Origin of the sequence: Sphingomonas corticis (assembly GCF_012035195.1) — a bacterium.
GTDB lineage: Bacteria > Pseudomonadota > Alphaproteobacteria > Sphingomonadales > Sphingomonadaceae > Sphingomonas > Sphingomonas corticis.
The window spans coordinates 24325-49212 of sequence record NZ_JAAVJH010000011.1; the positions used below are offsets into that span (position 1 = coordinate 24325).

A 24888-nucleotide genomic window follows, 5' to 3' on the forward strand; every position below is an offset into this window, starting at 1 on the left:
CCGATCTGGGGGGAGCGGGACCATGGGATGGACGAGGGTGGCGCTAATGTGGTCGCTGGCGCTGGTGGGTGCGGACGCGGCGGCACAGCCCAAGGTGATCCGGTCCGACGCCGACCTGCCGACCGAGCGCTATCCCTACGACGCGTTGCCCAGCGCCACGTACCTGGGTGATGCCTTCCGCGACACGATCATCCCGCGCGCGCGCCGCGATGCGGAGCGGGTGCTGGCGGAGAGCCGGATCGAGGACCCCGCCATCGCCACCCGGCTGCGCGTGAACCTGGCCGCGATCGCACTGATGGACGGGCGGCGGGCGGATGCGCGCCGGCTCATCCGCGAGGCGCGCGCGGTCGCGCCCAAGCCGCAGACGCAGGCGATCGGCTGGTTCCTGCAGGACGCGGTCTCGTCGGGCGACTGCACCGCCGCCGCCCGGACGGTGAAGGAGACGCTGGCCGCGGCAGATCCCATGGTCGTGCGCGACGACGTGGTCGCCTACAACGGTCTGCTGCAGGCCGTCAGCCCCGGTTATCACGCCGCCTCGCTGGCGATCGGGCAGGATGGGGAGGCGGCGGCGCAGAAATCGCTGTCGATGTCCGCGGCGCTGACGATCGCGCGGATCCGGATGGAGGCGACATTGCTGCCGCGCTGCCGCGAGGCGCTGTCGGCGCCGATCCGCGCCTGGCTGGACGATGCGCGCACGAAGCCCGCCGACATCTGGCCGGCGCGCGCGGTGCCCCCCGCGGCCACGGCGGGTGCGAAGCCGGTGACGGTGGCGGTGTGGGAGGCGGGGTACGACGTCTCGATCTTCCCCGGCCAGCTGGCGCACGATCCGGCCGAGCCGTTCGACGGCAGGGACAATGATCGCAACGGCGTGGTCGATGACATCTTCGGCCCGACCTACGACCCGTATCTGCGTCCCACCGCACGGGTCAACGAGCCGGTGAGTGCCGCGCTGGCGCCGCGATTGGCATTGCAGCTGACGCTGATGAAGGGCGAGCGCGACTTGGGCTTCGGCGACGACACGCCCGAGGCGCGGCTGTTCGCCCAGCGATCGCGCGAGGCGACGCCGGCGGAGCAGGTCGAGGACGCGCTGACCTATGTCGAGGTGTTCGGCCTCAACCACGGCACCTGGGTGGCCAGCCTGATCGCCGACGGTGCGCCCTTCGTGCGGCTGTACGATTTCCAGCTGGCGCCGTTTGGCGACGATCCCCAGCCGATCGCGCTGGACGAGGAGGGGCTGGCGCGATGGGAAGCGGCGATGCCGGCCGCCACGACGCGGCTGCGCGGCGCGGGCGTGCGCGTCGTCAACATGAGCTGGAAGTCCGATGCGGTGGAGATCGCGGAGAAGCTGCTGGCACGCGGGCTGGAGACCGACACGGCCAGAGCGCGGGCGCGGGGGCAGGCAATGCATCGCCGCGTCGCCGCGCTGCTCCAGCGCACGATCCGCGCCTGTCCCGACATCCTGTTCATCGCGGGCGCGGGCAATAGCGACCAGAGCGACGAGATCCTGGCGGCGGTGCCGCAAAGCCTTAAGGAGCCGAACCTGCTGGTCGTCGGGGCAACCGGTATCACCGGCAAGCCGACCAGCTTCACCACCTTCGGTCGCAACGTTCGGCTCTACGCGCTGGGCGAGGGCAACCGCGTGCGCGGCATCGGGGGCATGCGGATGCGCGCGTCGGGTACCTCCTTCGCCTCGCCCGAGACGGCGCGGGTCGCGGCGCAGATGCTGGCGGTGGCGCCGCGGCTGACGCCCGCGCAGCTGATCGAGGGACTGACGACCACCGCAACGCGCGAGGGCGAGCTGGCGGTGATCCATCCGGCGAACGCGGTCTCCTGGGCGCAGGCGAAGCGATAGGCGCGCGGCTGCGCGAGAAGCGAGTCATCTCTCCGTCATGCCCGGGCCTGTCCCGGCATCCATGGTGCCATGACCCGACAAGCGGGTAGGAACGCGGCGCGATGGAGCCCGGGACAGGCCCGGCGTGAGGAGGGGTGGGCCTACGCCACCCGGCGGGTCCCACGCGATTTCCATGGCGCATCGAACTGGCGGCGGTGCAGCGCGGCGAGGCTGACGGCGACCGTGTGCCATGCGTCGCGGACCGCGGCGGACCAGTCGCCGTGGCGGCGGGCGAAGGTGGCGCTCTCGAAGTCGGTGTTCATCACTGCCTCCTCTTCCTGTGCTGCACGCAAGATCGCACCGCCGCGTCCGCGCCGCCAACAAAGCGTTGCGGTAAGGTCACAAGCGTGGCTTATCGATCGCCATGCGCTCGATCCCGCCGCTCGCCGCCGTCCGCGTGTTCGAGGCCGCCGCCCGGCACGAGAACTTCACCGTCGCCGCCGCCGAGCTGGGGATGACGCAGGCGGCGGTCAGCTATCAGGTGCGCTTGCTGGAGGAGCGGCTGGGCCTGCCGCTGTTCCGGCGCGAGAGGCGGCGCGTGGTGCTGACCGACGCGGGGCGGCGCGCGGGCACCCAGCTGGCTGCCGCCTTCGACGCGATCGACGCCGCCTTCGCCGGAATCCGCGCGGAGGACGAGGCGGTGCTGACGGTGTCGACGTCGAACACCTTCGCCAACACCTGGCTGGTGTGGCGGCTCGGCGGCTTCCACCTGGCGCACCCGGCGATGGCGGTACGGCTGCTGACCAGCGACGCGCTGGCGGACTTCGCGGCGCAGGAAGTGGACGTGGCGATCCGGTCGGGTCGCGGCGGCTGGCCCGGGCTGGCGGCGACCAGGCTGCTCGACATCGACTTCACGCCGATGTGCTCGCCGGCGTTTCTCGCGGCGCAGGGCGGCGCGATCGCGCCGGCCGACCTGCCGCGCCTGCCGCTCATCAACGCGGACGATCCGTGGTGGGCGCACTGGCTGGCGGGCGAGGGGGTGGCGGCGCCCGACCACGCCTCGCGGCCGGGCGTGCGGCTCGATTCGCAGGCGCACGAGGGGCACGCGGCGATGGCGGGGCAGGGCGTCGCGCTGCTGACCCCGTTCTTCTGGCGGCACGATCTGGCGGAGGGACGGCTGGTGCGCCTGTCGGCGCGGACCGCGACCCGCGGCTACGCCTATTGGCTGGTCTATCCCGAGACCCGCGCGAAGGTGGCGAAGGTGCGGCGCTTCCGCGACTGGCTGCTCGCCGAGATGCGCAAGGACGCGTAGCGGCGGAACGCTTGGCGAACATGCCCGCGCGCTGCTAGGCCGCGGGAATGGCGACCGACGCACCCATCCTGCCGCCCGACAATCCCCCGGTCGGCGTGTTCGACGCGCCGTTCGACAGCGCGCTTTCGGAGCGCTACCTCGTCTACGCGCTGTCGACGATCACCGCGCGCTCGCTGCCCGACGTTCGCGACGGGCTGAAGCCGGTGCATCGCCGCCTGCTGTGGGCGATGCGGCTGCTGCGGCTCGATCCCGCCGCGGGCTACAAGAAATGCGCGCGCGTCGTCGGCGACGTGATCGGCAAATACCATCCGCACGGCGACCAGTCCGTCTACGACGCGATGGTCCGCCTCGCGCAGGACTTCGCGCTGCGCTACCCGCTGGTCGACGGGCAGGGCAATTTCGGCAACATCGACGGCGATAATGCCGCCGCCTATCGCTACACCGAGGCGCGGCTGACGCAGGTCGCGATCGACCTGATGGACGGGCTGGACGAGGATGCCGCGCCGTTCCGCCCGACGTACAACGGCGAGGAGCAGGAGCCCGAGCTGTTCCCGGGCGCCTTTCCCAACCTGCTCGCCAACGGTGCCGCCGGGATCGCGGTCGGCATGGCGACCAGCATCCCGCCGCACAATGCCGCCGAGCTGCTGGACGCCGCCATCGCGCTGGTGGACGACCCCGCCGCCGATCCGCTCGCCTTCGTGCAGGGGCCGGACTTCCCCACCGGCGGGCTGGTGGTCGATCCGCCCGCCGCGATCAGAGAGGCCTACGCCACCGGGCGCGGCGGCTTCCGCGTGCGCGCGCGCTACGAGGTGGAGCGGGAGAAGGGCGGCGGCTGGCAGATCGTCGTGCGCGAGATTCCCTATGGCGTGCAGAAGGGCAAGCTGATCGAGCAGATCGCCGAGCTCATCAATGCCAAGCGGCTGCCGATCCTGGCCGACGTGCGCGACGAGAGCGACGCGGAGATCCGGCTGGTGCTGGAGCCGCGCAGCCGGACGGTGGACGCGCAGGTGCTGATGGACGGGCTGTTCCGCCTGTCCGACCTGGAAACGCGCGTGCCGCTGAACCTGAACGTGCTGGACAAGGACCGGACGCCGCGCGTGATGAGCCTGGCGGAGGCGCTGACGGCCTGGGTGGAGCACCAGCTGGTGGTGCTGCGTCGCCGCACCGAGCACCGGCTGGGCCGGATCGCCGACCGGCTGGAGCTGGTGCGCGGCTACATCGTCGCCTTCCTGAACCTCGACCGCGTGATCGAGATCATCCGCACCGAGGACGAGCCCAAGGCGGTGATGATGGCCGAGTTCGGGCTGACCGACCGGCAGGCCGAGGCGATCCTGAACATGCGGCTGCGTTCGCTGCGCAGGCTGGAGGAGATGGAGCTGACGCGCGAGCAGGCGGCGCTGGAGAAGGAGCAGGCGTCGCTCACCGCCCTGCTCGGCAGCGAGAAGAAGCAGCGCGAGCGGCTGAAGAAGGATTTCGCGAAGATCCGCGACCGCTACGGCGCGGAAACGCCGCTGGGCCGGCGGCGCACGACGATCGAGGAGGCGGCGCCCACGCGCGACATCCCGCTGGAGGCGATGATCGAGCGCGAGCCGATCACCGTCATCCTGTCCGAGCGCGGCTGGATCCGCGCGATGAAGGGCCATGTCGATCTCTCCGCGGCGGAGACGCTGAAGTTCAAGGAGGGCGACGGCCCCGCCTTCGCCTTCCACGCGCAGACCACGGACAAACTGCTGCTGGCAGCGGGCAACGGCCGCTTCTTCACGCTGGCCGCCGACAAGCTGCCGGGCGGGCGCGGCTTCGGCGAGCCGGTGCGCGCGACGATCGACCTGGACGGCAGCGTGCCGATCGTGGCGCTGCTGCCCGCGCGCACCGCGACCCGGCTGCTGGTGGCGGCGAGCGACGGGCGCGGCTTCGCGGTGCCGACCGCGGACGTCATCGCGGAGACGCGCAAGGGCAAGACGGTGATGACCCCGCGCGCGGGATCGCGGCTGGCGGTGGTCCGCCCGATCGCGCCCGGAGACGATTACGTCGCCGTCATCGGCGACAACCGCAAGTTCCTCGTCTTCCCGCTGGTCGACCTGGCGGAGCTGTCGCGCGGGCAGGGGGTGCAGTTGCAGCGCTACCGCGACGGCGGCCTGGCCGATGCGCGCACCTTCGTGATGGCCGACGGGCTGAGCTGGGCGATGGGCGGGGGCAGCAGGCGGGTGCGGACGGAGAGCGACCTGTCCGCGTGGCGCGCCGCGCGCGGGGCGGCCGGACGGATGCCGCCAACCGGATTTCCGCGCGACAATCGTTTTTAGCGGCGCAAATTGTAAGGAATTGACCGGCGTAAGCGGGCTGTTAACGCCTTCGGCTTAGAGCGGAGGCGTGAAATCGCCCGCCTTCCTCTCCGACGAAGCCTCGCCGCTTCCGCGCGTCGTCGCGCCGGGGCTGACCGCGAGCGAGGGCGCGCTGGAGCTGATCCCCATCCCGGCGGTGATGGCGCGGCTGTCCGGCGAGCGGCTGGTGCACGAGGTGTGCAACCGCCCGTTCGCGCGCGCCGGGCTGGCCGGAGAGGCCGGGCTGGACGAGGCGATCGCCGCGTTCCTGCGATCGGGCGCGGCCCGGCGGGAGGCCGACTGGCAGGCGGGCGGCGCGGTGGAGCGGCGCCACTATCGCGTCACCTTCGCGCGGCTCGCCTACCGGGTGGAGCCGGTCGCGCTGGTCTCGTTCGTCGACCAGACCGCGGAAGTGCGCACGGAGGACACGCTGCGGCGCGAGATGGCGACCGACAGCCTGACCGGCCTGCCCAATCGCGGCGGGTTCGCCGACGCGCTGGAGGCGATGATCGCCGAGGGCGCGCATCGCTGGGCGGTGCTGATGATCGACCTGGAGCGGTTCAGCCGCTTCAACGCGTGCCTGGGCAGCATGACCGGGGACGAGCTGCTCATCACCGTCGCCCGCCGCATCAAGGGCGCGCTGCGCGGGCGCGACGTGCTGGCGCGCACCGGCGGCGACGAGTTCGGGATCCTGCTGGCGATCGACCAGGAGGACGAGGAGGCGGACCAGGTCGCGCGCCGCATCCACCACGCGCTGTCGACGCCGTTCCGCCTCAGCGACTACGAGATCCGCATCGGCTGCGCGATCGGCATCGCCTTCGGCGGCAACGATACCCGCGTCGCCGAGGACGTGATCCGCCACGCCCAGGTGGCGATGAAGAAGTCGAAGGGGAGCAAGGCGGCGGAGGCGTACAGCACGCAGGCGCTGGATTCCGCGCGAGAGGAGTTCGCGATGGAAACGTCGCTGCGCCGCGCGATCGAGAACGACCAGCTGCACCTCGTCTTCCAGCCGATCTGCGACCTGGCGACGGGCCGGGTCGAATCGTTCGAGGCGCTGGCGCGCTGGACCGACGAGGGCGGCAGCGCCTATTCGCCCGTCCGCTTCATTCCCGTCGCCGAGGAATCGGGCCTGATCGTGCCGCTGGGCCGCTGGGCGATCGACACCGCGGCGCGGACGCTGGCGGGATGGGACCAGCGCCGCGGCCGCGACTGCGGCGTGTCCGTCGCGGTCAACCTGTCGCCGATCCAGCTGCAGCGCGACAACATCGCCGAGGTGGTCGGCCGCGCGCTCGACCAGGCGGGGCTCGCCGGGCGACGGCTGAAGCTGGAGCTGACGGAGAGCGCGATCATCGCCGATCCGGAGCGGATGGCACGGGTGCTGATGTCGCTGAAGGCGCTGGGCCCGACGATCGCGATGGACGATTTCGGCACCGGCTATTCCAACCTCGCCTCGCTCCAGAAATTGCCGATCGACCTGTTGAAGATCGACCGCAGCTTCGTGACCGGCATGCTGCACGACCGCGACAAGGTGGCGATCGTGCGTGCGATCCTCTCCCTGGCGCAGGCATTGGGCATGGCGACGGTGGCCGAGGGGATCGAGACGGTCGAGGTGGGGCAGACGCTGGCGGCGCTGGGCTGCACCTACGGCCAGGGCTGGGCCTATGCCCGGCCGCTGGAGGCGGAGGCGGCCTACGCCTTCCTGCTGGAGCGCAACGGCTAGGCCCTGGGCGCTCACCGGCCCGTCAGCGCGTTGGCCACCTCCTCGTCCGCCAGCTCCTCGACGCGCGCCGCCGCGGGGAAGCCCTCCGCGATCCAGCGCGTCTCCACCGCCTTCAGCGCGCGCGCCACGTCCGGCCCCTTCGCCAGCCCGCGCGCCACCAGCGCGCCGCCGGACAGCGGGAGCGCCGGCGGCGTCCAGCCGGCGAGCGGCGCCACGTCCGCGTCCGCCAGCAGCAGGCGGTCGCGCGCGATCTCCGCGCCGACGCGATAGGCGAGCGCGCGCGGCCCCTCGTCGCCCGCGCCCGCGGTAGCGGCGAGAAGGCGGCGGCGGTCCGCGTTCGACAGCTTCAGCCGCGCGCCGACCGCTTCCGCGGCGGCGGCAGGCACCAGCGCGGCAAGCCGGCGGACCGCGTCCGGCGCGATCCCGGCCGCCGCCTCGCGCTCCGCCAGCGTGGCGAGCCGCGCGACGCCCGCCCCGTCGATCTCGGGCAGCACCGGTCGGAAGATGCCGCGCGCCGCCATCAGCGCCACCACGGGCACCGCGGCAGGCGCGACCAGCAGCTTCAGCAATTCCGCCGCGATCCGTTCGCGGCTGAGCGCCATCAGGTCGTTGGCGCGCGCGGCGCACGCCTCCAGCCCGTCGCCGTCGATCGCGTCGCCGAAGCGCGCGTGAAAGCGGAAGAAGCGCAGGATGCGCAGATGGTCCTCGGCGATCCGCTGATAGGGATCGCCGATGAAGCGGACGCGCCCGGCGGCGAGATCAGCGAGCCCGCCGAACCAGTCGAACACCTCCCCCGTCGCCGGATCGGCGTAGAGCGCGTTCATCGTGAAATCGCGCCGTGCCGCATCCTCGCGCCAGTCGGACGTGGGCGCGATCACCGCGTGGCGGCCGTCGGTGGACACGTCGCGACGCAGCGTCGTCACCTCCACCACCGTCCCGGCGGAGACGGCGGTGACGGTGCCGTGCGCGATGCCGGTGGGGATGGTGCGGATGCCCGCGTCGGTGCAGCGGCGGATCACCTCCTCCGGCGCGAGCAAAGTGGCGAGGTCGAGGTCGGAGACGTCGCGGCCGAGCAGCGTGTCGCGCACCGCGCCGCCGACCCAGCGCGCGTTGCCCGCGCCCAGCGCGGCGACGAGGCGGTCGAGCCCCGCGCGGTGCCGCCACGCCGCGTCGGGCAGGTGCGTCACCATCCGCTCGCGAGCCGCCGCGAGAGGTTGACGATGATCCCCGCGGTCGCGCCCCAGATCCGGCGATCCTCGTACAGCATCTCGACGAAGCGGCGCTCCTGCCCCTGCCACATGCCGCGGCCCTCGCGATGGTTGGCGGCGTCGAGCAGGAAGTCGAGCGGCACCTCGAACACCGCGGCCACCTCCGCCTCGCTGGCGACCAGCGGCAGGTCGGGCGGGACGACGCCGAGGACCGGCGTGATCGAGTAGCCCGTGCCGGTGCGGTACAGGTCGCCGGTGCCGATCACCGCCACGGCGGCGGGGGGAAGCGCGATCTCCTCCTCCGCCTCGCGCAGGGCGGCGGCGACGGCATCCTCGCCGGGATCGACGCGGCCGCCGGGAAAGGCGACCTGCCCCGCGTGGCGGCGCAGCGTCTCCGTCCGCTGCGTCAGGATGACGCCGGGGCGCGGGCGGTCGGTGACGGGGATCAGCACCGCGGCGGCGGTGAGCGCGTCGTGAGGGGGCAAATCGTCGCGGTCGCCGCGCAGCGGCGCGGTGTCGTGCGGCGCGGTCATCGCGGCGGCGAGCCGCTCGGCCAGCGTCATGCGGCGAGCGGGAAGAAGGCGCCGGCGCTCCACACGCCGGGAGTGTCGCCGCTGCCCGACAGGGCGATCTCGGCGAGGTCGTAGTAGAGCGCGCGCGTCACCAGCGCCTCCAGCCCGGCGCCGATCGTGCCGCGGACGTGCAGATAGGGCCGCGGGCCGTCCGCGGTCTCCTCGAAGCGCAGCGGATGCTCGGCCGAAGCGGTGACGAGATCGCCGGTGTTGAGGCGGAAGGCGAGCGTCGCCGCCTCGCCCTCGCCGTCGCGCTTCATCTCGACCGCGAGGAAGGGTGCGTCCTCCACCGCGATGTCCAGCTTCTCCACGGGGGTGACGAGGACGTAGCCGCCGTCGCCCTCGCGCCGCAGGATGCGGCTGAACGCCTTCACCATGGCGGCGCGGCCGATCGGCGAGCCCTGATGGAACCAGGTGCCGTCGCGCGCGATCCGCATCTCGCTGTCGCCGCAATGCGTCGGGTTCCAGCGCTCGACCGGGGGCAGGCGGTCCGAATCGGCGAGGCGCGCGATGTCGGCGATCGTCAGGGTGTCGAAATCGGGCGGGGGTGCCATCGGCATGGAAGCGCAGGTAGGCGCGGCGAGAGGCGCGGTAAAGGGTGGGGCGGTCGCGCGAATGTTGAGGGTGTTGAGGCGCCGGCGCGGAACCTGCGCGGACGCGCCGGCGAGGCGGCATGGACGCGACGCCGAGGCGACAGCCACGCGGCAGCGGCGCGACGGGCGCGCGGCAGGCGCGCGCCGGGCACGCTCCCTGGACGCGACGCCGGCGCGACGGCCGACGGCGGGGTCGAACGAAGAGGCGAAAGCGCAAGGCATCGGCCGGACATGCCAGAGGCCCGCGCCGTAGGACAGCGAGGCGAGTGGCGGACGATGTTGAAGGCACGGACGCCGGGTGCCATGCTGGCGGCCATGCCGCTCCGAACACGCCCGCCCGCCCGCTTTCGACGTCTCGCGGCGATCGTGCTGGGAGGGCGCTGGGGCGTGCGTGTCCTGCCCGTGCTGGCGCTCGCCGCGCTGGTCGTGCTGAAGGTGCCCGCCGCGCTCGCCTTTCCCTATCGCGTCGACGTGGGGGCGACGACGGTCTACGCGGAGCGCCCGGTCGGCGCGGCGATCGTGCCGGTGCTCGCGCGGGCGGACCGGCTGCTGGCCGCAAGCCCGATCGACGAACCCGGCCTGCGGCGGCAGATCGTGCTGACGGACGGGGGATGGCGCTGGCGGCTGCTGGCGCTGAACCTGCACGGCGCGGTGGCGCTGCGGCGGCCGTTCTCCGACGTGCTGCTGTTCAACCGCAGCGACGTGGCGCGCGACCGGGTGTCGAACGGCGCCGCGATCAGCGGCACGCGCACGCTGTCGGGCACGATCGCGCACGAGACGGTCCACCTGCTGGTCGCGCGCCGGATCGGCGAGTGGCGCGCGGCGCGGCTGCCGGTATGGAAGCGCGAGGGCTATGCCGATGCCGTCGCGGGCGAGACCAGCATCGATCCCGCGGACGAGGCGCGCATCCGCGCGCGCGATCCGCACGCGCCGGTGCTCGCCTATTACGACGGGCGCCGCCAGGTGGCGGCGGCGTTGCGGCGGAACGGCGGGTCGGTGGACGCGCTGCTGGCGGACTGATGGGGCTGGCGGACTGATGGGGCTGGCGGACTGATGGGGCTGGCGGACTGATGGGGCTGGCGGACTGAGCGGGGCGAAAAGCGCCGGCGCGATCACCTGGGTGGGTCAATTTGCCCCATCCCCATCGCGTGGCGCATCCCTATGTCGGTGCGATGGAAAAGGACGTGACCGACGCCGCCGAGGGTCAGGCCAAGCTGCGCTGGATCCTGCGCTGCGGCTGGAAGGGGCTATGCCCGCGCTGCGGCGAGGGGCGGATGTTCCGGTCGTGGCTGAAGATCGTCGACCGGTGCGAGCGTTGCGGACTCGACTATCGCTTCGCCGCGCCGGACGACGGGCCGGCATTCTTCTCGCTGTGCATCATCGCGCTGCCGCTGATCGCGCTGGTGGTGTGGATCCAGGTGGCGTTCGATCCTCCCGCCTGGGTCCACCTGCTGACGTCGGTGCCGTTCATGGCGGCGGGCACGCTGCTGCCGCTGCGGCCGATCAAGGGTTGGCTGGTCGCCTCGCAATACGTCAACCGCGCGCAGGAGGCGGGGACGCGGCAATTGTGGTCGCGGCTGCACGGGACGGAGCGCGGCGACTTCGACCAATAGCCGGTCAGGCCGGGCGCGGCCCGATCGCGCCCGGGCCGCTAGGCACCCCCGGCCCGCGGGCGAGCAGGCGGTGGCGCTCGACCGGACCGGGCAGGCGCCAGCCCGCGGTCGCGTCGGCGGTGAAGCCGAAGAAGCGGCCGTAATAGTCGGCGTCGCCGATCAGCATCAGCACGTCGCCGCGCGCGTCCGCCGCGGCGAGGCTGGCGGCCATCAGCCGACGGCCGATCCCCGCCTGCTGCCGTTCCGGCGCGACCGCCACCGGGCCGACCAGCACCAGCGGCACGTCGCGCCCGTCGTCCCCGGCGAAGCGGACCGGCCAGCACTGGATCGAGCCGACCGGTTCGCCCGACCCGTCCTCCACCGCGGCGAAGCTGAGCGCCTCGATCGCGGCGGTGCCCGTGCGCAGGCGATAGGCGGTGCGGGCGTGGCGATCGGTACCGAAGGCACGGTCGAGCAGCCGCTCCACCGCCGCGGGTGCCACCGTTCCGATCCCGACCAGTCGCACCATCGCCGCTCCCGACCGTCCCTTTGCCCCATTGGGGCATGGACGCCCGCGGCGGCGCGCTTTAGCGGGAGGGGACGCGAACGCAACCGAAATGGCCTGCGAAGAAGGCCGGGGGGCCGATGAAACTCTATGACGCCGCCTGGGCGCCCAGCCCGCGCCGGGTGCGCATGTACCTGGCGGAAAAGGCGATCCAGGTCGAGCGCGTGACGATCGACCTGCGTGGCGACGAGCATCTGTCGCCCGCCTATCTTGCGATCAACCCGCGCGGCACGGTGCCGGCGCTGGTGCTGGACGACGGCGAGGTGATCGCCGAATCGGCCGCGATCTGCCGTTTCTTCGAGGCGCTGCATCCCGATCCGCCGCTGTTCGGCGCGCGCGCCGCGGAGATCGCGCGGGTGGAGGACTGGACCCGGCGGATCGAGGCGGAGGGCTATGCCGCCGCGGTCTACGCGCTGCGCAACCGCGCGCCCGCCTTCATGAACCGGGGCCTGCCCGGCGCCTGGCCCGCCATTCCGCAGATCCCCGCGCTGACGCAGCGGGCGCAGGCGATGTTCGCGCGCTTCGTCGCGGGGCTGGACGCGCGCCTGGGCGAGGCGGAGTGGATCGCGGGCGAGCGCTACAGCTTCGCCGACATCACCGCGCTGGCGACGATCGACTTCGCGCGCGCGGCGAAGCTGGCGGTGCCGGCGGAGGCGACGGGGCTGGCGCGGTGGCACGCCGCGGCGAGCGCGCGGCCGAGCGCAGCGGCCTGAGGAGAGGAACGCGGATGGACGCCGACACGCTCGAACTGGAGGTGCACGACCTGGAGGTGCCGGTGCTGACCGGCATCTATTCGGAGGAGACGCACCTGCCGCAGCCGCTGCGCATCGCGCTGACCGTGCTGCTGGAGGCGCCGCGCCGATTCGCGCCGGACACGCCGCTGTCGGCCAGCAAGAACTACCTGGACCTGAAGCACGCCGCCACCGCGGCGCTGGCCGGGGCGGGGCATTTTACGCTGATCGAGGCGGTGGCCGATCACATCGCCGAGACGCTGTTCCTGCAGGACCGCCGCGTGCGCCGGGTGAAGGTGAAGATCGTCAAGCTCGCCATCGCCGAGGCGGGCGAATCGATCGGCATCACCCTGGTCCGGCATCGCCGCTGACACCGGGCGCCGCGGCGGGCGAGCCCCGGCAGGGGCCCAGCTGCGCGACGACGAAGGCGTAGTCCGCGCGCGCCTGTTCCGCCTGCGCCGGCTCCAGCGCGGCGGTGGCGCGATCGGGCAGCGCGGCGGGCAGCGCACAGGCGAGGCGGTACCACAACAGGGTGTCGCGCGCGGGGGCGCGGGCGTTCTCGTCGAAGATCTCCTCCAGCGTGACGGACCAGCGCGGCTCCTCGCCGGGGCGGCGCAGCACGCTGATCGCGGCGGGGCGTCCCTCGCGCGTCTCGAGGAAGATCTGCGTCTCGCCCTCGCCGGGCAGCGAGCCGGGGACGTGGAAGGCGCTGCGCACGCCGGTGACGACCGGGGGCGCGTCGGGCGCATTCACCTCCGCCGCGACGCGCCGGGCGAGATCCTCGGCGGCGGGGGACCAGGCGAGCTGCGCGCCCGGCGTCACCAGCTGGACCTGCCCCGGCCGCCCCGCGACCGGGCGCGCGAAGGCGAGGACGCGCGCCTTCTTCAGCTTCGGCGCACGGCCGCGGAAATCGAGCGGCACGTCGACCAGCCAGCCGATCCGGGCCGCGATCGCCTCCGTCCCGCGGATCAGCCGCGCGACGTCCGCCTCGACGTAGAAGCGCGCCTGCCCGGGGGGAACGCCGGCCGCCTCCGCGCCCTTGATGCGCGCTTCGGAACGGATGGTAGCGTCGATCACCAGCGGACTGGCGACGACCAGGTCGGCCACGTCGGCATAGGCGATCGCGGCGCCTGCGGCGGCTGCCGCGACCGGCTGCTGCTGCGCCGCGGACGGGCCGCAGGGAAGGAGGAGGAGCGCGGGAATCGAGAGGAAAACGCGGGTCATGCGCCGCTCGCTACGCCAGCGCCCCTGAACGATACAGAAATAATTCTGTCGCGCGCCGATTGTACGTTTGTTGCGCCCGACAAAGCGTTTGCGTCCACAAGGAGCGCGCGATAGGACTCGGTCTCTGTCGCGTTCACCCATACGGACGTTACGGAAAGGTTTACCGTTCGGCCGGGACTCGCTCCCGGTAATCCGCCGGGCCGCAGGATGAGGGAGTTTCGTTGCTGAATGGCCTATTCTGACCAGAAGATGAGCGGGGGCAAGATCGGGGCGATGGTGATCGTCGCGCTGATCCACGTTGCCCTCGGCTACGCCTTCGTCACGGGTCTCGCGACCAATTTCGTGAAGAAGGCCGCTGAAAAGCTGAACACGTTCGACGTCGAGGAGCCGCCGCCCCCGCCGCCGGACGAGCCGCCGCCCCCGCCGCCGGACGTGCCGATGACGCCGCCGCCGGTGGTCTCGCCGCCGCCGATCGTGCAGTCGCCGACGCCGCCGGTGCAGATCGCCACGGTGCCGACGCCGCCGCCGGTGTTCGTGCCGACCCCGGTGGTCGCGCCGCCCGCTCCGCCCGCGCCTGCGCCCCCGGCCCCCTCCGTGGTCAGCAAGGCCGCCGGCGCCAAGGGTGACGAGGCGAGCTGGATCACGACGGACGACTATCCGCCGAGCTCCATCCGCGCCGAGGAGGAAGGCACGACGGCGATCACCTGGACGATCAACACGCAGGGTCGCGCGGAGAATTGCCGCGTGACGCAGTCGAGCGGATCGTCCGCCCTGGACCAGGCCGCGTGCCGCGCGCTGACGCGCCGGGCGCGCTACACTCCGGCGCTGGACCAGGCAGGGAACCCGATGGCGACCACCAAGTCGCGTCGCGTGACCTGGCGCCTGCCGCAGAACTGACCGTCTTCTCGTCACAGCTACCTTTTCAAAGGGACTCGAACCGCAATGATCATCAATCTCCTGGCCGCCGCCGGCGCCGCGGCCCCCAAGGGCGAAAACCCGTACGGCCTCATCCCCGCGCTGCGCGAGGGCGGTCTCATCTCGCAGACCGTGTTCGCCATCCTCGTGCTGATGTCGGTGGTGTCGTTCTACATCCTCTTCTCCAAGCTCTTCGAGCAGCAGAAGATCATCAACCAGGCCAAGCGCGTGCGGCAGGGGTTCTGGAACTCCACCTCGCTGCGCGAGGGCTCGGCGAAGCTGGAGAAGAACTCCGCCTACAAGCAGCTCGTCGACGACGGCCTGCAGGCGCAGGACCAGCACGCCAAGCTGCAGGATCCGGTGGAGGCGCACGACTGGCTGCACGGTTCGCTCGCCCGCTCGGAAGCGGCGATCAACTCGAAGCTGGGCGGCGGTCTCGCCTTCCTCGCCACGGTGGGCGCGACCGCGCCGTTCATCGGCCTGTTCGGCACCGTGATCGGCATCTACCGCGCGCTCATCAAGATCGGTGCGGCGGGCCAGGCGTCGATCGACGCGGTCGCCGGCCCGGTCGGTGAGGCGCTCATCATGACCGCGCTCGGCCTCGTCGTCGCGGTGCCGGCGGTGCTCGCCTACAACTGGCTGCAGCGCCGCAACAAGGCGATCGCCGAGGACCTCAGCGCCTTCTCCAACGACGTGCTGGGCTATCTCGCCTCGGGCGGCGCGGTGAAGCCCGCGTCGGTCACCGGCGGAGCGGCCGCGCCGAAGGCGCCGGTGAAGCCGGCGGCGGCGACGACGACCGCGGGCCAGGCCGGCGGCGTGCAGACGCGCCCGTAAGACGAAGGGGATCGGCGGGGCCGCCGCGGTGGCGACCCCGCAACCTCCCGCAGGCGGGACCGGCCTGATGGCGACGACGCCACCGGCCCCCGCCCTGCGGTAAGCGACGAATAGGAAAGCCCGAACGATGGCAATGAGCGTTGGCGGTTCCGGAGGCGACGAGAAGCCGTTGTCGGACATCAACACGACGCCCCTCGTGGACGTCATGCTGGTGCTCCTCATCATCTTCCTGATCGCGGTTCCGGTCGTGATTCAGACGGTGCAGGTGAAGCTGCCGAACGTGGTGTTCGATCCCACCACGACGAAGCCGGAGAACGTGGCGCTGTCGGTCCGCAAGGACGCGGGCGGCAACTGCGAAGTCTACTGGGGCATGACGAAGGTGAACCAGCAGGAGCTGCTGGACCGCGCCGTCGCCAAGCTGAAGGCGGAGATCGCGCGCCAGGGCGGCGTCGGCAATCCCGACCTGGAGCTGCCGGAGGCGCACGTCCGCGGCGACGTGGACACCCCGTGGCGCTGCATCGGCGGCGCGATCTACAACATGCAGATGGCGGGCTTCGCCAAGGTCGGCTTCATCTCCGAGCCGCCGGCGGGTTCCGCCGTGCAGCGGATGTGACGACGACGGTCTCGCGGCAAGCCAGGAGTATCACGACATGGCAATGAGTGGCGGCAGCGAAGATGGCGAGCCGATGATGGAGATGAACACGACGCCGTTGATCGACGTCATGCTCGTGCTCCTCATCATGTTCATCATCACCATTCCGATCCAGACCCACGCGGTGAAGGTCGACCTGCCGGTGAACGACCCGAATGCGGTCAAGCCGCCGGTGGACCCGATCAAGAACAAGATCGCGATCGACGCGACGGGCGCCACCACGTGGAACGGCGCCCCGGTGAACGAGCAGCTGCTGCGGCAGTATCTCGACCAGTCGGCGGCGATGACGCCGGAGCCGGAGCTGCAGTTCCAGCCCGACCCGCAGGCGCGTTACGAAGTGGTGGACGCCACGCTGGCGATCATCAAGCGCTCGAACGTGACCAAGCTGGGCTTCGTCGGCAACGAGCAATATTACAAGGACTTCTGAAGACCCCGGCGCCTCTCGGCGCGCGGATCGACAGGGAAGGGGGCGGTGCCGCGAGGCGCCGCCCCTTTCGCGTTCGGACGGGGTGGCGCTGCGGCATCGGTGCCCGGCGGTCGCCGTGTCTCGCAACGAAGGCAGCGGGGGCGGGATGTCGCAAGATCGGGAGCGCCGGCCCGAGACCAGCGAGGGCGCGATGCCGCGACGATGGCCGGCCCGGCCCGGGCAGATTCAGGCCGGTGAGACTTGGCCCGGCCGGACCTCGCCGCCGTCGGCGCCGGTGATGCAGCCGGATACGGCATGAGCGCGGTCCGGCCGGCCCGACGCTTCCGGCGAGACACGCGGCTCTCGGCGGAGGCGGTGGGGCGAACGGGGCGGCATCTGCGGCGCTCGGCTCGGTTGAACGGGAATGCGGTGGACCCGCTCGCGACCTCGCCGGGCGCGCGGCGCAAGCCAAGCCGGCGGGAACCGGCGGCCGCCGGTTACGCGAGGAGTGACGGCGGCGACGGTCACGGATCGCCCCGCGGCTTCGGTGACGGTGCGCCGACGGGTGCGCGACTGCGGCCGTCGGCTGGTCATCCATCGACAGTTTCTGCCGGCCACAGGATTCCCTTCGCGAGGCGGCGGACGATGGCGGCGGCGCGAACGCCATGCCGCTCGACCCACCGTGGCGATGGTCGAGGGCGGGTGGACCGATCCGGCCGGCGAGCACGGCTCCGCGGAACGCCGAGCATCTGCCGCTGCGGCAGCCGCCGCCGGCGATCCCGTCTCGCTCGGCCCCTCCTGCGCCTGCGATCGTCGGGCAGCGTCCTCTCCCATCGAGGCTACCGTGGAGCGGGGGTGCCCATCGGCGCACGGCGTGGCGTGCTATCGGGGGCAGTGGCGCTGCGTCGGTGCTGATGGGCTCGCAGGTTACGCAACCGCGATCATCGGGCAGGAGGCGTGAAGCGGGCCGGTCGAGACGGCGGCCGCGCCGCGTCGGGGCCGAAGACGCCGCGAGTCGCTTGCTCGTTCGCCGGCGTCACCCGGCCGTGGTGCCGTTGGTCTTGGCTCCTTGATGTGCGGTCATCGAAGGGTGATCCAGCCGAGGTGATGCGCCTGCCGGCCGGCGATCCACCGGGGAAGCGGGGCGCGTGCGGGGGCGGGTTGCCGATCCGACGCGCCGGTCTGTCCACCTGTCGACGACGACGCCGGACGGATCCGGGCGCGCGCCGTCGCGATTCCGGCGCTCGTCATCTGCTGGGTCTCGGCGCGGGACTGCTGACGCTTGCGAGATGCACCGGGCGGGGAATGCTCCCGTTGCGGCAGCTACAGCTAATCGTATAGTTGCTTCTACGCACCATATGCGGCATCGAAGCAACAATTGGTGCGTAGATCGGGTGCTGTTATCAGGATAAATGTCATTTCCATGACGGTCGACCTCATTAATCGCTTGCACGAGCCACGGCCGAGTGAAACACTCATGTCATATAATCGTCATGGCGATGTCATGAAGCAGGAGGCGGCGATGCGGGTGACGGGTTGGATCATGGGCGGCGTGGCCGTCGCGGCGATGGCGGTTCCGGCGACGGCGCAGGTGCGCACCGGCTTCACCGCCATCTCGACCGGCAGCCTTGCGGAGGCGGAGCGGGTGCTGACGCGCGAGCGTGCGATGTTCCCGCAGCGGCCCGAGCTGATGCTGAACCTGGCCGCGGTCTACGCACGCACCGATCGTGCGGCGCAGGCGCGGGCGCTCTACGCCGACGTGCTGGATCGCGAGCCGGTGGCGATGGAACTGGCCAACGGCAGCGTCGAGACATCGCACCAGCTGGCGCGCCGCGGCCTGTCGCAGATCGACCTGAGCGTCGCCGCGCGCTGACGGGGGCTCCGGTCGGGCTCCGGCCGGGCCGTCCACAGGCTTGTCCGCTCCATCGTGGCGGCCGCGCCGTTCGCGCCCGCAGGTGGCCGTGCCGTTGCGACCGGCAGGCGCGCGTTAGACCGGACCTGCGGGAGCATATGAGGCGCGCCGCCGGCCACGCGTCGTGCCGTCCGCGGATCGCCGCCGTTGCGCGCTGGACGGGACCGGGTGCGTCCGCGACGACGCTCGGCCGGTCGTGGCGCTGCTGCGCACGGACGCGGTACTCACCGTCGGCCCACCTTGCGCGGTGTGCCACGCCATTCGCCACTCGCTATCGTGGCGCAGCCGTTTCGCCGGCGGGTTCGTCAGCGGCGAGCCGCGCCGCCGCGCCGCCGCGCCGCCGCGCCGCCGCGCCGCCGCGCCGCCGCGCGAAAGGTTGGCGGGTATGACTAAGTCTCTGTGAACCCTTTCGCGTTATGACGGGGGCATGACCGTCGCACTCCCCCCCGCTTTCCCCGCCCCGCTCCCTGCACCCTCGCCCGCCGGCCGCGCGCTCACGCCGCGCGCCGAGCGGCACCTGGTGGCGTTCGACGTCGATATCGAGGGGCCGACCACCCCGGCCTATCGCACGCCGGTGCGCAACGTCTCCGCCTCGGGCATGCTGCTGAAGGACGCGGGGGCACTGCAGGTGGGCGACGTGTTGTCCGCGCGGCTGCCGCGGCTGGGACCGATCGTGTGCCGCGTGGTGCGGCTGCGCGGCGGCGAGGCGGGCGTGAAGTTCGATCGCACCATCAGCGTGGCCGACCTGCTGATGGCGTGACGCGAAGGGGAGGGGATGGGGGGCGCGCTTGCGCTCTCGTCGATTTGCTTCGAATTCCGCTTCCGCTATGCGCGGACGGGGCGAGAGGCAGGCCGAATGACGATGGATGCGCAGCAGATCTCCACCGGCAACGACGGGCTGGACGCGATCCTTCGCGGCGGCCTGCCGGCGAACCGGCTCTACCTGCTGGAGGGGCAGCCCGGCGCGGGCAAGACGACGCTGATGCTGCAATTCCTGCGCGAAGCCGTGGTCCAGGGGCAGCGCGCGCTCTACGTTACCCTGTCGGAGACGCGCGAGGAGCTGGCGACGGTCGCCGCCTCCCACGGGTGGGACCTCGACGAATTCGACGTCTTCGAGCTGAGCGCGGTGGACGCGGTGCTGGGCGGGGATCGCGACCAGTCGATCCTCTATCCCTGGGAGCTGGAGCTCGGCGAGACGATCAGGCTGGTCGAGGCGGAGGTGGAGCGGGTGCAGCCGTCCCGCGTCGTGTTCGACAGCCTGTCGGAGATGCGGCTGCTGGCGCAGGATCCGCTGCGCTATCGCCGCCAGGTGCTGGCGCTGAAGCAGTTCTTCGCCGGACGCGACACCACCGTCTTCCTGGTCGACGACCTGACGACCGGCGGAACCGGCGCGGACGCGCACCTGCACAGCCTTTGCCACGGCGTGATCGCGCTGGAGCGGCTGACGCTGGATTTCGGCGCGGCGCGGCGGCGGGTTCAGGTGCAGAAGCTGCGCGGGGTGGATTTCGTCGCGGGCTTCCACGACTTCACCATCCAGCGCGGCGGGCTGGACATCTACCCGCGGCTGATCGCGGCGAACCATCATCGCAGCTTCGTCGGCGAGCCGGTGCCGAGCGGCGTCGGCGAGCTGGACACGCTGCTGGGCGGGGGCCCGCTGCGCGGCACGTGCACGCTGGTCACCGGTCCCGCGGGCACGGGCAAGACGACGATCGCGCTGCAATATCTGCACGCGGCCTGCCGGCGCGGGGAGCGGGGCGTCATCTATCAGTTCGACGAGCGCGTCGGCACGTTGATGGCGCGTGCGGAGGCGTTCTCGATGGACCTGGCGCCGCACGTCGACAGCGGGTGCCTGGCGATCGAGCAGATCGACCCGGCGGAGCTGTCCCCCGGGGAGTTCGCGCAGCGCGTGCGGCGGCAGGTGGAGGAACGCGGCGTCCGCATGATCGCGATCGACAGCATCAACGGCTATCTGTCGGCGATGCCGCAGGAGCAGCAGCTGGTGCTGCAGCTGCACGAACTGCTTTCGTACCTGAACCAGCAGGGGGTCGTCACCTTCCTCGTCAACGCGCAGCAGGGGCTGGTCGGGACGATGCATGCGTCGCTGAACATCTCCTACGTCGCCGATGCGGTGCTGATGCTGCGCTTCTTCGAGGCGGAGGGGCGGATCCGCAAGGCGATCTCCGTGCTGAAGAACCGCGCGGGTCCGCACGAAGATAAGATTCGCGAGTTCCGGGTCGACGCCGCGGGCGTGCGCGTGGGCGCGCCGCTGGCGGCGTTCAAGGGCGTGCTGACGGGCACGCCGGAATATGTCGGCGAGCGATCCCCGCTGATGGAAGACCGGGACCTTGGGGCATAGGCGCGCCGCCGAGGGCCACCGCGTCCTGGTCGTCGCGCCTTACGGTCGCGATGCGGAGAGCGCGGTCGCGCTGCTGCGGCGCGAGGGATATGACGCGCAGGCCCTGCCCACGCTGGACGCCGCGGCGGGCGCGGTGGACGAGCATGTCGGCGTCCTGCTGCTGACCGAGGAGGCGCTGCGCGGCGGATTGCACCGGCTGCACGAGGCGATGGGGGCGCAGCCCGACTGGTCCGACCCGCCGTTCATCCTGCTGACCGGCGCGCATCGCGGCAATCGCGCGACCGTGGACGCGATCCGCGCGCGGATGGGCGAGCTGACCGGCAACGCCATCGTGCTGGAACGCCCGCTGGGCGCCGCCTCGCTGCTGAGCGCGGTGACGTCGGCGATGCGGGCGCGGCAGAAGCAGTTCCAGATGCGCGACCAGATCGCCGCGCTGGCGCACGCGCGCGACGAACTGGCGGCGAGCGAGGGGCGGCTGCGGCTGGCGACCGATGCCGCCGGGATCGGCTTCTGGGATGTCGATCCGGTCGCCGGCACGCTGTTCTGGCCGCCGCTGGTGAAGGCGATGTTCGGCATCTGCGCCGACCGCCCGGTATCGATGCAGGATTACTACGAGGGCGTCCACGCCGACGACCGCACGCACACATTCGATGCCTATCGCGCCGCCTGCGACCCCGCCGTGCGCGCGATCTACGACGTCGAATATCGCACGGTCGGCAAGGAGGACGGCGTGCTGCGCTGGGTCGCGGCCAAAGGTCGCGGCATCTTCGACGCGGACGGGCGCTGCGTGCGCGTGATCGGCACCGCCATCGACGTGACCCGCCGCAAGGCGGTGGAGTGGGAGCTGCGCTCGCTGAACGAGACGCTGGAGCAGCGCGTGGAGGAGCGCACCGCGCAGCTGATGCAGGCGGAGGCGTCGCTGCGGCAATCGCACAAGATGGAGGCGGTCGGCCAGCTGACCGGCGGCATCGCGCACGATTTCAACAATATGCTGACCGGCGTGATCGGCGCGATGGACATCATGAAGCGCCGCCTGGCCACCGGACGCACCGACGACCTGCCGCGCTTCATGGATGCCGCGGCGGCCTCCGCGCAGCGCGCGGCGGGGCTGACGGCGCGGCTGCTCGCCTTCTCGCGCCGGCAGTCGCTCGATCCGCGGCCGATCGACGTCGACGCGCTGATCGCCTCGCTGGAGGAGCTGCTGCGCCGCACGATCAACGAGAACATCGCGCTGCGGATCGTGCCGGGCGTCGACCTGCCGATGGCGGTGGCGGACGCGAACCAGCTGGAAAGCGCCATCCTGAACCTGTCGATCAACGCGCGCGACGCCATGCCCGATGGCGGCGAGCTGACGATCGAGAGCCGCGCGGTCGAACTGGACGCCGGCTATGCCGCGACGCATCCCGAGGTCGAGCCGGGCCGCTACGTCGTGATCGCGATCACCGACACCGGGGTGGGCATGCCGGCCGAGGTGATCGAGAAGGTGTTCGATCCCTTCTTCACCACCAAGCCGATCGGGCAGGGGACGGGACTGGGCCTGTCCATGGTCTACGGCTTCGCGCGCCAGTCCGGCGGACAGGTGCGGGTGCACAGCCAGCCCGGCGTGGGAACCACCGTATCGCTCTACCTGCGAGCGGGCGAGCGGGTGGAGACGGGAGACGATGCGGGCGAGGCCGCGGTTACGCCGGACGGCGAGGGGCAGACGGTGCTGCTGGTAGAGGACGATCCCTCCGTCCGCCTTCTGGTGCGCGACGTGCTGGAGGAATTGTCCTACCACGCGATCGAGGCGGAGGAGGCGGAAGGCGCGATCGCGGCGCTCGCCTCCGACCGCGCGATCGACCTGATGATCTCCGACGTCGGCCTGCCGGGCATGAACGGCCGGCAGCTCGCCGACGTGGCGCGAGCGCACCGGCCGGACCTGCCGATCCTGTTCGTCACCGGCTATGCGGAGAATGCGGCCGTCCGCGCGGGCTTCCTGGGCACCAACATGGCGATGATCACCAAGCCCTTCGCGATCGAGGACCTGTCGGCGAAGATCGGCGAGATGCTGCGGCGGCAGGGCGCTATCGCCGCCGCTCCAGCAGAAGGAGCCGCCCCTCGTACCACGGGATGACGGCGCGGTCGCCGAGCGGCAGGACGAGGCCGAAGCGCTCGCCGGCGGGATCGGTCGGCACGCCCCACTGCCCGCGGTCGCAACCGAGCGCGCGCGCCGCGGCGGCGTCGCCGGGGATGCGCCACGCGGCCAGCGCCGCGGCGAGGGTGCGGCGCGCAGCGGCGCTCCCCGCGGGGGTGAAGCGCGGCGTGAGATAGGGGCCGGTGCAGACGTCGCCGATGTCGAACTGGCCGGTGTCGGGACCGTCCCACCGGATCGCGCCGGGTCCATCGCCGGGCGGGGCGACCGTCAGCGTCGCGCCGATCATCGCGCGATCGTCCACCAGCGGGTCCGCCGCGCCGGGAACGTAGACCCGGGCGATGCGCCAGCGGCCGGCGAGAGGGCAGGGGCTCTGCGGTGCGTCGGGCTCGCAATCGACACCGCTGGCGGCACCGCTGGCGGCAGGTGACGCCGGCGCCGTGCCGGTCTCGCGCGCGGCGGGCGCCGCGGTCTTCGGCTGGTCGGCGGCGCCGCAGGAGCACAGCAGCAGTAGCGGGGCCAATCGCGCCATGGGCATGATCGTCACTCTCCCTCGCTGCGCCGCGTCGGGCGGGTGTAGCGCAACCGCCGCGACCGACCAAGCGCGGGGGCCTATCGCGCCCGGGCGCGGCGGCGGCGCCGTGATCGATAGAGGACGCCTGGATCGATCCCAGCTCACCATGTTCCAAGGTCCGGAAAGGGGGGGCGATGAGGCCGGTTCCCGCGCGTGTCATGGCGGCGCTCGCCGCGGTCCTGCGCTCGCCGCGCCGTCGAAGCGGCTGGTCCGGTTCAGGCGGTCGGGGCATCACGTCACCAGCGAGAAGCCGGGCAAGCTGCTGGAGACGCTGGTCTCCGTCGCGCATCCGATCGCCGTGCGCGCCGGGGACGCCGCGCCGGACGGGCCGTGACGCTGCGCCCTTGTGGTCCGGCAACGGCGACGTATGACACCGCCATGACGACGCCCGCCGAGCGCCCGGTCCGCACGCTAAAGGACATCGCCCGCCTGGCCGGCGTGAACGCGGGCACGGTGTCGCGCGCGCTGGCGAACAGCCCCCTGGTCAACGAGGAGACGCGCCGCCGCATCGCGGGGATCGCGGCCGAGCACGGCTTTCGCCCCAACCTGATGGCGCGGCGACTGCGCACGCAGCGAACCGGCGTGATCGGCATCGCCGTGCCGCTGGGGCACGAGCGGCGGCAGCGGCTGTCCGACCCCTTCTTCATGGCGCTGCTCGGCCAGCTGGCGGACGGCATCACCGAACGGGGCTACGACGTGATGCTGTCCCGCATCGTGCCGCACGGGGACGACTGGCTGGACGACCTGGTGCTGTCGGGCACGTTCGACGGCCTGCTGCTGATCGGCCAGTCGGACCAGGCGGCGGTGATCGAGAGCGTCGCGGCGCGCTATCGCCCGCTGGTGGTGTGGGGCAGCGCGCTGCCGGGCCAGGTGCATTGCGCCGTGGGCGTCGACAATTTCGCCGGAGGGCGGATGGCGGGCGAGCGGCTGATCGCGCGCGGGTGCCGCCGGCTGGCGTTCATGGGCGAGGTGCGGACGCTGGAGCTGATCGAGCGCCACCGTGGCCTGTGCGCGGCGGCGGCGGCGGCGGGACTGGCGCCGCCGCTGCAGCTCGACACGCACCTGGCGCTGGACATCATGGCGGCGGAGATCGAGGCCAATCTCGACCGGGTGGCGGGCGCGGTGGACGGCATCGCCGCCGCGTCGGACGTGATCGCGGCGACGGTGATCGAGGCGCTGGAGCGGCGCGGCATCGGCGTGCCGCGCGACGTGGCCGTTACCGGCTTCGACGACCTGCCGCTCGCCGCTCGCAGCCCGGTGCGGCTGACGACGGTGCGGCAGGACCTGACCGCTGGCGCCGCGGCGATGCTGTCCGCGCTGTTCGCCCGCATCGGCGGTGCGGACGCGGGCTCGACGCAGATGGCGCCCGTGCTGGTGACACGCGACAGCGCGTAATAGCGGGGGGCGAAATAGCGGGGGGCGTGATATCGGGGGGCGTGATA

The 24888-nt window shown here is 72.2% G+C and carries 25 protein-coding genes; 18 read left to right on the forward strand and 7 right to left on the reverse strand.

The genetic code is table 11. The features are described from left to right. Positions 1 to 22: 22 nt before the first annotated feature. Complete coding sequence (locus HBH26_RS15165; RefSeq protein WP_168135486.1) at positions 23 to 1852, forward strand: S8 family serine peptidase; 1830 nt, start codon at positions 23 to 25, stop codon at positions 1850 to 1852. A gap of 140 nt (positions 1853 to 1992) precedes the next feature. Here the strand turns inward: HBH26_RS15165 and HBH26_RS15170 are convergent, their stop codons facing one another. Further along, on the reverse strand, positions 1993 to 2154 hold the full coding sequence (locus tag HBH26_RS15170) for a hypothetical protein (RefSeq protein WP_168135487.1): 162 nt from the start codon (positions 2152 to 2154) through the stop codon (positions 1993 to 1995). A gap of 101 nt (positions 2155 to 2255) precedes the next feature. Between HBH26_RS15170 and HBH26_RS15175 the strand changes: the two genes are divergently transcribed. The 3 genes from HBH26_RS15175 (at position 2256) to HBH26_RS15185 (ending at position 7181) form a co-directional block, all read left to right on the forward strand. Then, positions 2256 to 3143, forward strand: a complete 888-nt coding sequence (locus tag HBH26_RS15175; RefSeq protein ID WP_168135488.1) for a LysR substrate-binding domain-containing protein — start codon at positions 2256 to 2258, stop codon at positions 3141 to 3143. Positions 3144 to 3190: 47 nt separating this feature from the next. After that, positions 3191 to 5443: a DNA topoisomerase IV subunit A gene (gene parC, locus HBH26_RS15180; RefSeq protein WP_168135489.1), complete on the forward strand. Its 2253-nt coding sequence runs from the start codon at positions 3191 to 3193 to the stop codon at positions 5441 to 5443. A gap of 178 nt (positions 5444 to 5621) precedes the next feature. Then, the gene (locus HBH26_RS15185; RefSeq protein ID WP_168135554.1) at positions 5622 to 7181 is read left to right on the forward strand and encodes a putative bifunctional diguanylate cyclase/phosphodiesterase; all 1560 of its coding nucleotides are present in this window, start codon (positions 5622 to 5624) and stop codon (positions 7179 to 7181) included. 11 nt (positions 7182 to 7192) lie between these two features. Here HBH26_RS15185 and HBH26_RS15190 read toward each other — a convergent pair whose 3' ends face one another. From HBH26_RS15190 to HBH26_RS15200, 3 genes are read right to left on the reverse strand one after another with little or no spacing between them, the layout of a single operon-like run. Further along, positions 7193 to 8371: a CCA tRNA nucleotidyltransferase gene (locus HBH26_RS15190; protein WP_168135490.1), complete on the reverse strand. Its 1179-nt coding sequence runs from the start codon at positions 8369 to 8371 to the stop codon at positions 7193 to 7195. Continuing rightward, on the reverse strand, positions 8365 to 8952 hold the full coding sequence (locus HBH26_RS15195; protein WP_168135491.1) for a CoA pyrophosphatase: 588 nt from the start codon (positions 8950 to 8952) through the stop codon (positions 8365 to 8367). The genes HBH26_RS15190 and HBH26_RS15195 overlap by 7 nt, the downstream gene beginning before the upstream one ends. Beyond that, entirely contained in the window at positions 8949 to 9521 is a 573-nt protein-coding gene (locus tag HBH26_RS15200) for a DUF1285 domain-containing protein (RefSeq protein ID WP_168135492.1), read from the reverse strand. The genes HBH26_RS15195 and HBH26_RS15200 overlap by 4 nt, the downstream gene beginning before the upstream one ends. Positions 9522 to 9830: 309 nt before the next feature. On the opposite strand from HBH26_RS15200, the gene HBH26_RS15205 reads away from it, so the two are divergent. Beyond that, positions 9831 to 10574 (forward strand): hypothetical protein, encoded by a 744-nt coding sequence (locus HBH26_RS15205; RefSeq protein ID WP_168135493.1) that lies wholly within the window; start codon positions 9831 to 9833, stop codon positions 10572 to 10574. 152 nt (positions 10575 to 10726) lie between these two features. Next, positions 10727 to 11167, forward strand: coding sequence for a DUF983 domain-containing protein (locus HBH26_RS15210; RefSeq protein WP_168135555.1), 441 nt, complete (start codon positions 10727 to 10729; stop codon positions 11165 to 11167). A 4-nt stretch (positions 11168 to 11171) separates the two neighbouring features. Here HBH26_RS15210 and HBH26_RS15215 read toward each other — a convergent pair whose 3' ends face one another. Continuing rightward, the gene (locus tag HBH26_RS15215; RefSeq protein WP_168135494.1) at positions 11172 to 11675 is read right to left on the reverse strand and encodes a GNAT family N-acetyltransferase; all 504 of its coding nucleotides are present in this window, start codon (positions 11673 to 11675) and stop codon (positions 11172 to 11174) included. Between the two features lie 116 nt (positions 11676 to 11791). Between HBH26_RS15215 and HBH26_RS15220 the strand changes: the two genes are divergently transcribed. Both HBH26_RS15220 and HBH26_RS15225 read left to right on the forward strand, forming a co-directional pair. Then, entirely contained in the window at positions 11792 to 12424 is a 633-nt protein-coding gene (locus HBH26_RS15220; protein ID WP_168135495.1) for a glutathione S-transferase family protein, read from the forward strand. A gap of 14 nt (positions 12425 to 12438) precedes the next feature. Beyond that, positions 12439 to 12813, forward strand: coding sequence for a dihydroneopterin aldolase (locus HBH26_RS15225; protein WP_168135496.1), 375 nt, complete (start codon positions 12439 to 12441; stop codon positions 12811 to 12813). Here the strand turns inward: HBH26_RS15225 and HBH26_RS15230 are convergent. Next, positions 12788 to 13666 (reverse strand): hypothetical protein, encoded by an 879-nt coding sequence (locus HBH26_RS15230; RefSeq protein ID WP_168135497.1) that lies wholly within the window; start codon positions 13664 to 13666, stop codon positions 12788 to 12790. The genes HBH26_RS15225 and HBH26_RS15230 overlap by 26 nt on opposite strands. Before the next feature lie 228 nt (positions 13667 to 13894). Here HBH26_RS15230 and HBH26_RS15235 point away from each other — a divergent pair, with 228 nt between their 5' ends. From HBH26_RS15235 to HBH26_RS15270, 8 genes are all read left to right on the forward strand, one after another. Then, on the forward strand, positions 13895 to 14563 hold the full coding sequence (locus HBH26_RS15235; RefSeq protein ID WP_168135498.1) for an energy transducer TonB: 669 nt from the start codon (positions 13895 to 13897) through the stop codon (positions 14561 to 14563). A 45-nt stretch (positions 14564 to 14608) separates the two neighbouring features. Beyond that, positions 14609 to 15415 carry a MotA/TolQ/ExbB proton channel family protein gene (locus tag HBH26_RS15240; RefSeq protein ID WP_168135499.1) on the forward strand — a complete coding sequence of 269 codons (807 nt, stop codon included), beginning with the start codon at positions 14609 to 14611 and terminating at the stop codon, positions 15413 to 15415. Between the two features lie 127 nt (positions 15416 to 15542). Next, positions 15543 to 16028 carry an ExbD/TolR family protein gene (locus tag HBH26_RS15245; RefSeq protein WP_168135500.1) on the forward strand — a complete coding sequence of 162 codons (486 nt, stop codon included), beginning with the start codon at positions 15543 to 15545 and terminating at the stop codon, positions 16026 to 16028. Positions 16029 to 16065: 37 nt separating this feature from the next. Next, a complete protein-coding gene (locus HBH26_RS15250; protein ID WP_168135501.1) occupies positions 16066 to 16494 on the forward strand; it encodes an ExbD/TolR family protein in 429 nt (142 codons plus the stop codon). Between the two features lie 1483 nt (positions 16495 to 17977). Further along, positions 17978 to 18346 (forward strand): tetratricopeptide repeat protein, encoded by a 369-nt coding sequence (locus HBH26_RS15255; protein ID WP_239024840.1) that lies wholly within the window; start codon positions 17978 to 17980, stop codon positions 18344 to 18346. A gap of 466 nt (positions 18347 to 18812) precedes the next feature. Beyond that, positions 18813 to 19145, forward strand: a complete 333-nt coding sequence (locus HBH26_RS15260; protein WP_168135502.1) for a PilZ domain-containing protein — start codon at positions 18813 to 18815, stop codon at positions 19143 to 19145. 96 nt (positions 19146 to 19241) lie between these two features. Continuing rightward, a complete protein-coding gene (locus HBH26_RS15265; protein ID WP_239024841.1) occupies positions 19242 to 20741 on the forward strand; it encodes an ATPase domain-containing protein in 1500 nt (499 codons plus the stop codon). Continuing rightward, positions 20731 to 22854, forward strand: coding sequence for an ATP-binding protein (locus HBH26_RS15270; protein ID WP_168135503.1), 2124 nt, complete (start codon positions 20731 to 20733; stop codon positions 22852 to 22854). Before HBH26_RS15265 ends, HBH26_RS15270 begins: the two co-directional genes overlap by 11 nt. Here HBH26_RS15270 and HBH26_RS15275 read toward each other — a convergent pair. Continuing rightward, positions 22805 to 23419 carry a hypothetical protein gene (locus tag HBH26_RS15275; protein ID WP_168135504.1) on the reverse strand — a complete coding sequence of 205 codons (615 nt, stop codon included), beginning with the start codon at positions 23417 to 23419 and terminating at the stop codon, positions 22805 to 22807. The genes HBH26_RS15270 and HBH26_RS15275 overlap by 50 nt on opposite strands. Positions 23420 to 23552: 133 nt before the next feature. On the opposite strand from HBH26_RS15275, the gene HBH26_RS15280 reads away from it, so the two are divergent. After that, complete coding sequence (locus tag HBH26_RS15280; RefSeq protein WP_168135505.1) at positions 23553 to 23780, forward strand: hypothetical protein; 228 nt, start codon at positions 23553 to 23555, stop codon at positions 23778 to 23780. 44 nt (positions 23781 to 23824) lie between these two features. After that, entirely contained in the window at positions 23825 to 24841 is a 1017-nt protein-coding gene (locus HBH26_RS15285) for a LacI family DNA-binding transcriptional regulator (RefSeq protein WP_168135506.1), read from the forward strand. The last annotated feature ends 47 nt before the right edge of the window (positions 24842 to 24888 follow it).

Bases quoted from the DNA above. Each gene is read 5' to 3' on its own strand.
- HBH26_RS15165 (WP_168135486.1), top strand. From the start codon at position 23: ATGGGATGGACGAGGGTGGCGCTAATGTGGTCGCTGGCGCTGGTGGGT.
- HBH26_RS15170 (WP_168135487.1), bottom strand. From the start codon at position 2,154: ATGAACACCGACTTCGAGAGCGCCACCTTCGCCCGCCGCCACGGCGAC.
- HBH26_RS15175 (WP_168135488.1), top strand. From the start codon at position 2,256: ATGCGCTCGATCCCGCCGCTCGCCGCCGTCCGCGTGTTCGAGGCCGCC.
- parC (WP_168135489.1), top strand. From the start codon at position 3,191: ATGGCGACCGACGCACCCATCCTGCCGCCCGACAATCCCCCGGTCGGC.
- HBH26_RS15185 (WP_168135554.1), top strand. From the start codon at position 5,622: ATGGCGCGGCTGTCCGGCGAGCGGCTGGTGCACGAGGTGTGCAACCGC.
- HBH26_RS15190 (WP_168135490.1), bottom strand. From the start codon at position 8,371: ATGGTGACGCACCTGCCCGACGCGGCGTGGCGGCACCGCGCGGGGCTC.
- HBH26_RS15195 (WP_168135491.1), bottom strand. From the start codon at position 8,952: ATGACGCTGGCCGAGCGGCTCGCCGCCGCGATGACCGCGCCGCACGAC.
- HBH26_RS15200 (WP_168135492.1), bottom strand. From the start codon at position 9,521: ATGCCGATGGCACCCCCGCCCGATTTCGACACCCTGACGATCGCCGAC.
- HBH26_RS15205 (WP_168135493.1), top strand. From the start codon at position 9,831: ATGTTGAAGGCACGGACGCCGGGTGCCATGCTGGCGGCCATGCCGCTC.
- HBH26_RS15210 (WP_168135555.1), top strand. From the start codon at position 10,727: ATGGAAAAGGACGTGACCGACGCCGCCGAGGGTCAGGCCAAGCTGCGC.
- HBH26_RS15215 (WP_168135494.1), bottom strand. From the start codon at position 11,675: ATGGTGCGACTGGTCGGGATCGGAACGGTGGCACCCGCGGCGGTGGAG.
- HBH26_RS15220 (WP_168135495.1), top strand. From the start codon at position 11,792: ATGAAACTCTATGACGCCGCCTGGGCGCCCAGCCCGCGCCGGGTGCGC.
- HBH26_RS15225 (WP_168135496.1), top strand. From the start codon at position 12,439: ATGGACGCCGACACGCTCGAACTGGAGGTGCACGACCTGGAGGTGCCG.
- HBH26_RS15230 (WP_168135497.1), bottom strand. From the start codon at position 13,666: ATGACCCGCGTTTTCCTCTCGATTCCCGCGCTCCTCCTCCTTCCCTGC.
- HBH26_RS15235 (WP_168135498.1), top strand. From the start codon at position 13,895: ATGGCCTATTCTGACCAGAAGATGAGCGGGGGCAAGATCGGGGCGATG.
- HBH26_RS15240 (WP_168135499.1), top strand. From the start codon at position 14,609: ATGATCATCAATCTCCTGGCCGCCGCCGGCGCCGCGGCCCCCAAGGGC.
- HBH26_RS15245 (WP_168135500.1), top strand. From the start codon at position 15,543: ATGGCAATGAGCGTTGGCGGTTCCGGAGGCGACGAGAAGCCGTTGTCG.
- HBH26_RS15250 (WP_168135501.1), top strand. From the start codon at position 16,066: ATGGCAATGAGTGGCGGCAGCGAAGATGGCGAGCCGATGATGGAGATG.
- HBH26_RS15255 (WP_239024840.1), top strand. From the start codon at position 17,978: ATGAAGCAGGAGGCGGCGATGCGGGTGACGGGTTGGATCATGGGCGGC.
- HBH26_RS15260 (WP_168135502.1), top strand. From the start codon at position 18,813: ATGACCGTCGCACTCCCCCCCGCTTTCCCCGCCCCGCTCCCTGCACCC.
- HBH26_RS15265 (WP_239024841.1), top strand. From the start codon at position 19,242: ATGACGATGGATGCGCAGCAGATCTCCACCGGCAACGACGGGCTGGAC.
- HBH26_RS15280 (WP_168135505.1), top strand. From the start codon at position 23,553: ATGTTCCAAGGTCCGGAAAGGGGGGGCGATGAGGCCGGTTCCCGCGCG.
- HBH26_RS15285 (WP_168135506.1), top strand. From the start codon at position 23,825: ATGACGACGCCCGCCGAGCGCCCGGTCCGCACGCTAAAGGACATCGCC.